We start from the raw sequence: 8,522 nt of genomic DNA on the forward strand, positions 1-8,522 counted from the left end.
TTGTTTCCGTCCGCCTCAAGCGCCCACTCTGTGGTATAATGATCGTACAAAAACGGCATCCAGCTGAAAAGGAGAAGCGGAAACATGATGATCAAAATTGGGGATCCGATTCGGCTTGAGCCGCTTGATGGCTCGGCACGCCAATACCGAAGCAAAGTGCTTGCCGTCGACGGCGGGGCGATCCATATTGGCTACCCCGTTGACGAGCAGACGGGAAAAACAGTGTATTTGTTAAACGGGATGCAGTTTAAGGCAAGTTTTGTCAGCCAAGAAGGAACGTTATACATGTTTGACACCGAGGTAAAAGGGAAAGTGCATGATCCGTTGCCAATGGTGGTCTTGGATTACCGAGGCGACGAATATGTCATCCGCATTCAGCGCCGCCGCTATGTGCGGGTGAGAGCGAATGTTGACGCTGCCGTCCACCCGCTTGGTGGAGGCGAGTTTGCCCCGTTTGTGACGATGACAGCCGATATTAGCGCAGGCGGGGCCGTTCTTTACATTCCGATGACGCACGCGCCGCTTCTGCGCCCCGGCATGTCAGTCGAGCTTTGGCTCGTGCTGACGATGCGCTCCGGCGACTGTCATTATGTGCGCACGAAGGCGACGGTCGTCCGCATGGCTGTCGACGAGCACAGCGGGGCGAGAATGGCGGTCGAGTTTGCCGGCCTCGCCTCGCAAGATCGCGTCCGGCTCATCCGCCACAACTTCGAACGGCAGCTTGAAGAGAAGGGAATAAATAAGGAGACGGCGTGGAATACTGCTAGAAAAAACGGAAGGCGGGGTTGTTCGCCATGAAGCGGATCGAAGAGCTGTTATGGAAGCTTGTCGCGATTCAGGCGATTTGTCTGCTCATCGCCCAATGGCTTGTTCTGTACACGCCGGCGGCGCTTTATATCGGCAAAGTATATGAGTATGAGGGAGTCGCCAAGCCGACAAAAACAGAAACGATCGAAACGGCCGTCGACCGCTGACGGCGGATATGGTACAATGAACATGAGAATATGCAGGAGTTTCCTGCATTTTTCTTTGTGCCCTGATCAAATGATTTAGACAAAGCAGGAGGAACTATGAAACAACGGATTAACATCGCCATTGACGGACCTGCGGCAGCCGGAAAAAGCACGGTTGCCAAACTGATCGCCCGACGCCTCTCCTACGTGTATATTGATACGGGCGCGATGTACCGCGCGCTGACGTACCGGGCGCTCCAATGCGGCGTCGATGTCCATGATGAGCAAGCACTCTTGTCGCTCCTTCGCCATACGCATATTGAACTGCAGCCTTCGCCGCAAGGGCAGCTCGTGTTTGTCAACGGCGAAGACGTCACGGACATCATTCGCGGCGAGGCGGTGACGAATGCGGTGTCGTTCGTCGCCCAGCATCCGCTGGTGCGCGAGGAGATGGTCGCCCGCCAGCGCGCCATGGCCAAAGGCGGCGGCGTCGTCATGGATGGGCGCGACATCGGAACGAACGTGCTGCCGAATGCCGAGGTGAAAATTTTCTTAAAAGCTTCGGTTGAGGAGCGGGCGCGGCGCCGGCATGAGGAAAACATCGCCCGCGGCTTTCCGTCCGACTTTGAAACGTTGAAATAAGAGATCGCCCGCCGCGACCGCCTTGACTCGGAGCGGGAAACGGCGCCGCTGCGCAAGGCGCCGGATGCCGTGGAAATCGACACGACGTCGTTGTCGGTCGAAGAAGTGGCGGCGCGCATTATGGAAGTTGTCAATGAAAGGATTGGATGACGGTGGATTTTTATTCCTTCGCCAAAGGAATCGTCAAAGGAGTGCTCACCCCTTTGTACCGCATTCAAACGATCGGGGTTGACCGCTTTCCAAAAGAAGGCGCGGTGCTTCTTTGCGCCAACCATATCAGCAACCTAGATCCGCCGGTCGTCGGCATTACGGCGCCGCGGCCGATTCGGTTTATGGCGAAAGAAGAATTGTTTCGCGTTCCGGTGGTGAAAACGCTCGTCAAAAACTTGCACGCGTTTCCCGTAAAGCGCGGCATGAACGACCGCCAGGCGTTGCGCATAGGGCTTGAGGTGCTGAAACAAGGCGAAGTGCTCGGCATTTTTCCCGAGGGGACGCGCAGCAAAGATGGCCGGCTGAAAAAGGCGCTGCCCGGCGTCGGCTTTTTCGCTTTGCGCACCGATGCGGCTGTCGTTCCATGTGCGATCATTGGCCCGTACCGGCCGTTTGTGCCGCTCAAAGTCGTGTACGGGGCGCCGATTGATATGGCGCCGCTGCGCGCGCGGAAGGCGAGCCCGGAGGAGGCGGCCGACTACATTATGGATCATATCCGCCAACTGCTTGAACAACATCAGTAAGCATTATAGTACATTTTGATTGAGAAAATATGGTATACTAATTAGAAAAGCGTCCTTATTTTGCCGACAGCCGGCCGCGGCCTCGGCGCGAGTCGCGCTTTTGGCAGGATCGCCAGTCGATGAAGGAGGGGTTTTTACGATGACAGAAGAAATGAATGTGCAAGTGAATGTGTATGGAGTGGGCGATATCGTCCGCGGCAAAGTGGTGAAGCTTGAGGACAAGCAAGTGCTTGTCGAAGTCGAAAACAGCAAGCAAAATGGCATCATCCCAATCAGCGAGCTGTCGAATTTGCATATCGAGAAGCCGAGCGATGCCGTTGCTGTTGGGGATGAAGTGACGGCGAAAGTCAAAAAAGTGGAAGAAGGCAAAGACGGGGAAGAAGGGCTGCTCATTTTATCGAAAAAGGCAGTCGATGCCGAGCGGGCGTGGGAAGAGCTTGAGCGCAAGTTCGCAAACGGCGAGGCGTTCGAAACGGTCATCAAAGACATCGTCAAAGGCGGGCTTGTCGCCGATGTCGGCGTGCGCGGCTTCATTCCGGCGTCGCTTGTTGAACCGCACTATGTTGAAGATTTTTCCGATTACAAAGGAAAAACGCTCGCCGTCAAAGTGGTGGAGCTTGACCGCGAGAAAAACCGCGTCATTTTGTCACACCGCGCTGTTGTTGAGGAAGAGCAAGAGCGGCAGCAGAAAGAGCTGCTTTCCCGCATTGAGCCGGGCCAAGTGCTCGAGGGCGTCGTCCGCCGCATTGCCGATTTCGGCGTCTTTGTCGATGTCGGCGGGTTTGATGGGCTCGTACATATTTCCCAGCTTTCCCATACGCGTGTCGCCCATCCGTCCGAGGTGGTGAAAGAAGGCGATGCGGTGAAAGTGAAAGTGCTGGCCGTCGACCCGGAGAACGGGCGTCTGTCATTGTCCATCAAAGAGGCGCTTCCGGGTCCGTGGGAAGGCATCAGCGAAAAAGTGAAGCCGGGCGATGTCGTCACCGGGACTGTGAAGCGGCTTGCTTCATTTGGCGCGTTTGTGGAGATTTTCCCGGGCGTCGAAGGATTGGTCCACGTATCGCAAATTGCCAACCGCCGCATCGGTTCGCCGCATGAAGTGCTGAAAGAAGGCGATGAAGTGAAAGCGAAAGTGCTCGATGTCAACGAGGCCGAGCACCGCATTTCCTTAAGCATCCGCGCGCTGCTTGAGGAAGAAACGGCCGCTCCGGCGGAAGATTACAGCCAGTATACGAAAACGGCGGAATCGCGCGGCTTTCAGCTCGGCGAAGTGATCGGCGAGCAGTTGAAAAAATTGAAATAACCTAAGTGTAAAAAAAGGGTGTCCGAGAAAGGCCGGAACACCCTTTTCTTATTATGATCGCGTATAGCGAGGTTTTCCACAGGCGGCGCGTTGTTACTGCCCGTTCCGTTCGCGCGCTTCTTCCGGCGTATCAAGCCGGGCTGCGCCTTTGTAGGCGAATGACTGGTCGCGGTCGGACTCGACGCGCCGCGATTGTTTCAGCTTTTTCTCCTGACGGTCTTTTCCCATACACCCCGCTCCTTTCTTGATGAATATCATTTTTACTATGACCGGGCGTTCTTTTTTCTATGCATGAATGAACGGCCATAAAAGATGACATAATGGACATAATAAGGGGTGGAAAAGATGGAAGGGACTTATTTTTATCTCTTTTTTTGGTTCATATGGATTGTCGCCACCTTTTTGATGAAAAAGACGGGCGAACGGACGAGGCTGGCGGCGTTCGCTCTTGTGATGATCAGTTCCGCGTCGTTGACGGTGGAAATCGGTGTTGTCCGCGCCACGTTGGCGTTTTTCGTTCTTTTTTTATGTTCATGTTATGCGGCCATCGAGTGGCGGCCATGCCGCCTTCCGTTTCTGGCGCTGTCGGCGTCCGGCTTGGCGTTTGCCTATGCCGCCTTCCGCCTGCTTGCCTTGTTTGATCCGGTTTGGATTTGGCTTGACGGCCAGTGGATGCTCGCTTGGTGGCTCGTTATCGTCAGCAGTTTGTTTCATCGCCGCTTTGCCGCCCGTCTTCTTTGTCTGGCGTTTGGCGGCTGCCAAGGGGAAGCGGTATACGCCATGGCCATTCACCGCATGGCGCCCGACTATGTGCTCGGTTCGTTCTCGTTTTTCGACGCGGCGGCGATCAGCGCGTCGTGTTTGCTTATTTGGGAAATGATCCGCTTCCTGTCGCTTCAGCTCGAGGAAAAACGGCCTGTAAGGAGGGCGAGACAGTCGTGAACGAATATACGTTTCCCATTTTATACGGTGTCGCTGTCGGAGTGCTGACCCGCCTTTATTTGTTGCGCACCGATTACCGGCAGTATCCGACATACTTGCACGGGCGGACGATCCATATCGCATTGGGGGTGATCGCTGCCGGTCTAGGGACGGTCGCCGTGCCGGCGATCATGGAAAAGGAGTTTGCCGCCATCACGTTTTTGGCGTTGGCCGCCTCACAGTTTCGCGATGTGCGCAACATGGAGCGCAACACGTTGAACGAGCTTGACCAGTATGAATTAGTGCCGCGCGGAAAAACATACATTGAAGGCATTGCGATTGTGTTTGAAGGGCGGAACTATTTGGTCATTTTCGTTTCGTTTTTATCGACTCTTTTTTATTTAGTGTGGAACGTTTGGGCGGCGCTCGCGGCCAGCGCCATCGGCATGATGGTGGCGCGGCGATTTATGAGCGGGAGCCGGTTGAAAGATATCGCCGATGTGAAATATGTCAAACCCCATTTTGAGGGGGCAGGGCTGTATGTGGACAACATTTACATTATGAATATCGGCTTGCCGGCGCGGAGGGAAGAAATTTTGCGCTACGGGATGGGGTTTATTTTGACGCCGAAAAACTTCGACGCCCGAACAACGATCGCCAACCTTGGGCAGCGGCAGGCAATTTTGCACGATGTGTCGACGGCGCTCGGCATTTACCGCGACTCCGGGACGCCGGCGCTCGTGCCGCTCGCCAAACGTGATTTAAACGACGGGCGCGTCGGCATTTTCATTTTGCCGCAAGTGGAGGATATCGAGAAGGCGAAAGCGGTCATTGAGAATGTTCCGGTGTTGGAGAGCGCGATCCGCATGCCGGGCGAGCGGCGTTGGAAACGGAGAGGGGGCAGCGGTGATGACGCATGAAAAAATGATTTTGGCGGTCATTACGATCAACGGTGAAGCCGTCGCTGGGGGTGCGCCGATCTTTGTTTGCCGCACGAAGGAGGAGATGGAGCGAATCGCCGCCAATTTGGAGGCGATTTTGGACGGCATCGCCCATGAGCTCAGCGACGGGCTGCTTGTGATCGTCAAGCATTAGGCGGTTGTTGGGTGTTTCACTTTTTGATAAAATAAAGCAGTTGCAGCACGTTTTGGTTCATCGCCCAGCGCCTTCCCCGCTTTTCAAGCCGGGTGGGCGGCAAAGGCGCGGATCGCCCAAGCGTGCTTGGCAGGGATGGATGTCTGGTCTGGAAAAAGGCGCCTCTTCAAGAGCAAACGAAATAAAAATGAGGATCAAAAGGGTGGTAGCATGGCAAATCCAGTTGTAGCGATTGTCGGCCGTCCGAATGTGGGGAAATCAACGATTTTCAACCGCATTGTCGGAGAGCGCATTTCCATTGTGGAAGACGTGCCTGGGGTGACGCGCGACCGCATTTACAGCAGAGCCGAATGGCTGAACCATACATTTTACTTAATCGACACCGGCGGCATCGACATCGGCGATGAGCCGCTGCTTGTGCAAATTCGCCAACAGGCGGAAATCGCCATCGATGAGGCGGATGTTATCATCTTTATGACGAACGGCCGCGACGGTGTGACTGCGGCTGATGAAGAGGTGGCCAAGCTGCTCCGCCGGTCGAACAAGCCGGTCGTGCTAGCCGTGAACAAAATCGACAATCCGGAAATGCGTGATTTGATTTACGACTTTTACGCGCTTGGATTCGGGGAGCCGTATCCGATTTCCGGGGCGCACGGGACGGGGCTTGGCGATTTGCTTGACGCCGTCGTCCGCCATTTTCCAAAAAGGGCCGCCGAAGAGTATGAAGAGGACGTGATTAAGTTTTGCCTCATCGGCCGTCCGAATGTAGGCAAATCGTCGCTTGTCAACGCCATCTTAGGGGAAGAGCGGGTCATTGTCAGCGACATTGCCGGGACGACAAGGGATGCGGTGGACACGTCGTTTGTGCGTGAAGGGCAGGAATATGTTATTATTGATACGGCAGGAATGCGCAAACGCGGAAAAATTTACGAAAGCACGGAAAAATACAGCGTGCTGCGCGCGTTGCGGGCCATTGAACGGTCGGATGTCGTTCTTGTCGTGCTAAACGCCGAAGAAGGCATTCTCGAGCAAGATAAAAAAATCGCTGGCTATGCGCATGAAGCCGGGCGCGGGGTGATTCTCGTCGTCAACAAATGGGACGCCATCGAAAAGGATGACAAAACGATGGCTGAATTTGAGCGGAAGATTCGCGACCACTTCCCATTTTTGGACTATGCCCCGATTTTATTTGTGTCGGCGAAGACGAAACAGCGGCTCCATAAGTTGCTGCCGCTCGTGCAGCTTGTCAGCGACAACCATGCGATGCGCGTTCAGACGAACGTGCTCAATGAAGTCATTATGGATGCGGTGGCGATGAACCCGACGCCGACGCATAACGGCAAGCGCTTGAAAATTTATTATATGACGCAAGTCGCCGTCAAGCCGCCGACGTTCGTCGCCTTTGTCAACGATCCGGAATTGATGCACTTTTCGTACGAACGATTTTTGGAAAACCGCATCCGCGATGCGTTTGGCTTCGAGGGTACACCGATCAAAATCATCGCCCGCCCGCGGAAATAAGAAAAGCGGAAGGCTGCGACAATCGGATAAAGGAAGTGGGAAACGATGGAGAACATTGCTGTATTGGGCGCAGGAAGCTGGGGGACGGCGCTGGCGCTCGTTCTGGCTGACAACGGGCACCGCGTTCGGCTTTGGGGGCAGCGGGCTGAACAGATCGAGGAAATCAACCAACGGCGGACGAATGAAAAATATTTGCCGGGCGTCCGCCTGCCGGAAGCGATCATCGGTTATCATGATCTTTGCGCTGCGCTCGACGGCGTGTCCGTAACGGTGCTCGCTGTGCCGACAAAGGCGATCCGCGGCGTGCTGCAAAAAGCGCGCGCGTGCCTGGCGGCGCCGGTCACCGTGGTCGCCGTCAGCAAAGGCATCGAGCCGGGGACGCACAAGCGCGTATCGGAAATTGTCGCTGAGGAAATGGGCGAATGGCTGGAAGACGTTGTCGTTCTTTCGGGGCCGAGCCATGCGGAAGAAGTGGTGCTCCGCCATCCGACGACGGTGGCGGTGTCATCGCCGAATATGGAAGCGGCGCAGCGCATTCAAGATCTATTTATGAACCATCACTATTTCCGCGTGTATACGAACCCGGATTTAGTCGGTGTCGAAGTCGGCGGGGCGCTGAAAAACATCATCGCCTTGGCCGCCGGCATCAGCGACGGGCTCGGCTACGGGGATAATGCGAAAGCAGCCCTCATCGCAAGAGGGTTGGCCGAGATTGCCCGGCTCGGCTGTGCGCTTGGCGCCAACCCGCTCACCTTTTCCGGGCTGGCCGGAGTCGGCGACTTGATTGTCACGTGCACAAGCACCCATTCCCGCAACTGGCGGGCCGGTTATATGCTTGGCCAAGGAAAAAAACTTGACGAGGTGCTCGAAAGCATGGGGATGGTTGTCGAAGGGGTGCGGACGACAAAAGCGGCGTACGAGCTGGCGGGAGAACTCGGCGTCAAAATGCCGATTACCGAGGCGCTCTATGAAGTCTTGTTCGAAGGGAAAGAGCCGAAAGAAGCAGTCGATTCGCTCATGGCGCGCGGAAAAAAGCAGGAAATGGACGATGTCATAAACATTTTTGCCGAGCCGTAACGCTGAAAATAGGCGGATGGCGGTACAAGTCGTCCCTGTTTTGCATACAATATGACGAACCATCATCGGCTTGAGCTTCCGGAAGGGTATAAGGTGATGCTGAAGTAAAGAAAGCCCCGCTTTACTTCAGCTTTTTTTATGGCGATGATATAATAGTTGTCGAAAAAAGGAGCATTCCCGTTAGGAGCTTTTCCGGGGACTTGATCAAAAAAAGCCCTCTTGGTATGATGCAGGGGTGTCAAACACATCACTCACCATACCAAGGAGGACTTCAGA

10 protein-coding genes and 1 pseudogene are annotated in these 8,522 nt (G+C 55.0%); 10 read left to right on the forward strand and 1 reads right to left on the reverse strand.

The window, feature by feature from the left end; translation table 11 throughout:
• The first annotated feature begins 87 nt into the window (after positions 1 to 87).
• From IKE44_RS05180 to rpsA, 5 genes and pseudogenes are all read left to right on the forward strand, one after another.
• Complete coding sequence (locus IKE44_RS05180) at positions 88 to 798, forward strand: flagellar brake protein (protein WP_033014053.1); 711 nt, start codon at positions 88 to 90, stop codon at positions 796 to 798.
• On the forward strand, positions 795 to 974 hold the full coding sequence (locus IKE44_RS05185) for a YpfB family protein (protein WP_033010533.1): 180 nt from the start codon (positions 795 to 797) through the stop codon (positions 972 to 974). Before IKE44_RS05180 ends, IKE44_RS05185 begins: the two co-directional genes overlap by 4 nt.
• 96 nt (positions 975 to 1,070) lie before the next feature.
• Positions 1,071 to 1,745 (forward strand): annotated as a pseudogene (gene cmk, locus IKE44_RS05190) ((d)CMP kinase).
• Positions 1,742 to 2,329 carry a lysophospholipid acyltransferase family protein gene (locus IKE44_RS05195; protein ID WP_033010535.1) on the forward strand — a complete coding sequence of 196 codons (588 nt, stop codon included), beginning with the start codon at positions 1,742 to 1,744 and terminating at the stop codon, positions 2,327 to 2,329. Before cmk ends, IKE44_RS05195 begins: the two are co-directional and overlap by 4 nt.
• A 139-nt stretch (positions 2,330 to 2,468) precedes the next feature.
• A complete protein-coding gene (gene rpsA, locus IKE44_RS05200; protein ID WP_033013987.1) occupies positions 2,469 to 3,632 on the forward strand; it encodes a 30S ribosomal protein S1 in 1,164 nt (387 codons plus the stop codon).
• A gap of 93 nt (positions 3,633 to 3,725) precedes the next feature.
• Here the strand turns inward: rpsA and IKE44_RS05205 are convergent, their stop codons facing one another.
• Complete coding sequence (locus tag IKE44_RS05205; protein ID WP_064502497.1) at positions 3,726 to 3,860, reverse strand: YpzI family protein; 135 nt, start codon at positions 3,858 to 3,860, stop codon at positions 3,726 to 3,728.
• Positions 3,861 to 3,977: 117 nt separating this feature from the next.
• Here IKE44_RS05205 and IKE44_RS05210 point away from each other — a divergent pair, with 117 nt between their 5' ends.
• From IKE44_RS05210 to IKE44_RS05230, 5 genes are all read left to right on the forward strand, one after another.
• Positions 3,978 to 4,574: a YphA family membrane protein gene (locus tag IKE44_RS05210; RefSeq protein WP_287465210.1), complete on the forward strand. Its 597-nt coding sequence runs from the start codon at positions 3,978 to 3,980 to the stop codon at positions 4,572 to 4,574.
• A complete protein-coding gene (locus tag IKE44_RS05215) occupies positions 4,571 to 5,473 on the forward strand; it encodes a YIEGIA family protein (RefSeq protein ID WP_287465212.1) in 903 nt (300 codons plus the stop codon). The genes IKE44_RS05210 and IKE44_RS05215 overlap by 4 nt, the downstream gene beginning before the upstream one ends.
• Positions 5,463 to 5,648 (forward strand): capping complex subunit for YIEGIA, encoded by a 186-nt coding sequence (locus tag IKE44_RS05220; RefSeq protein ID WP_033010543.1) that lies wholly within the window; start codon positions 5,463 to 5,465, stop codon positions 5,646 to 5,648. Before IKE44_RS05215 ends, IKE44_RS05220 begins: the two co-directional genes overlap by 11 nt.
• A 210-nt stretch (positions 5,649 to 5,858) precedes the next feature.
• Complete coding sequence (der, locus tag IKE44_RS05225; protein WP_049624815.1) at positions 5,859 to 7,169, forward strand: ribosome biogenesis GTPase Der; 1,311 nt, start codon at positions 5,859 to 5,861, stop codon at positions 7,167 to 7,169.
• Positions 7,170 to 7,214: 45 nt separating this feature from the next.
• Positions 7,215 to 8,246 (forward strand): NAD(P)H-dependent glycerol-3-phosphate dehydrogenase, encoded by a 1,032-nt coding sequence (locus IKE44_RS05230; RefSeq protein WP_033013991.1) that lies wholly within the window; start codon positions 7,215 to 7,217, stop codon positions 8,244 to 8,246.
• The last annotated feature ends 276 nt before the right edge of the window (positions 8,247 to 8,522 follow it).

The sequence above is a fragment of the Geobacillus sp. genome, assembly GCF_017515625.1.
Lineage (GTDB): Bacteria > Bacillota > Bacilli > Bacillales > Anoxybacillaceae > Geobacillus > Geobacillus stearothermophilus.